Origin of the sequence: Paenalicyclobacillus cellulosilyticus (assembly GCF_014647315.1) — a bacterium.
Lineage (GTDB): Bacteria > Bacillota > Bacilli > Alicyclobacillales > Alicyclobacillaceae > Alicyclobacillus_J > Alicyclobacillus_J cellulosilyticus.
In genome coordinates, this window is sequence record NZ_BMOY01000155.1 from 1 (window position 1) to 242 (window position 242).

The window sequence follows — 242 nt, forward strand, 5'->3', positions numbered from 1 at the left end:
GGTTTTAAAGTCAATTAAAAGCCCACAGGAATTAATTTTGAAACTTAAAACTCGCGTGGATAATAATCCTTTGGATCCACGTGGTTGGTACTTATTAGGGCGATTGTACACAACTCAAGAAGCATGGGATGATGCCAACCAAGCGTTTAAAACGGCTTACGCATTGAATTCTGATGATATTCAAATTGCTGTTAATTACGCTCAAAGTCAATGGCAATTAAATCACCATCAATTTAATGATT

1 protein-coding gene is annotated in these 242 nt (G+C 36.0%); it reads left to right on the forward strand.

Annotated elements, in window-relative coordinates; genetic code table 11:
- The coding region (locus IEX97_RS13325; protein WP_229776955.1) for a tetratricopeptide repeat protein at nt 1-242 on the forward strand (242 nt) is incomplete at both ends.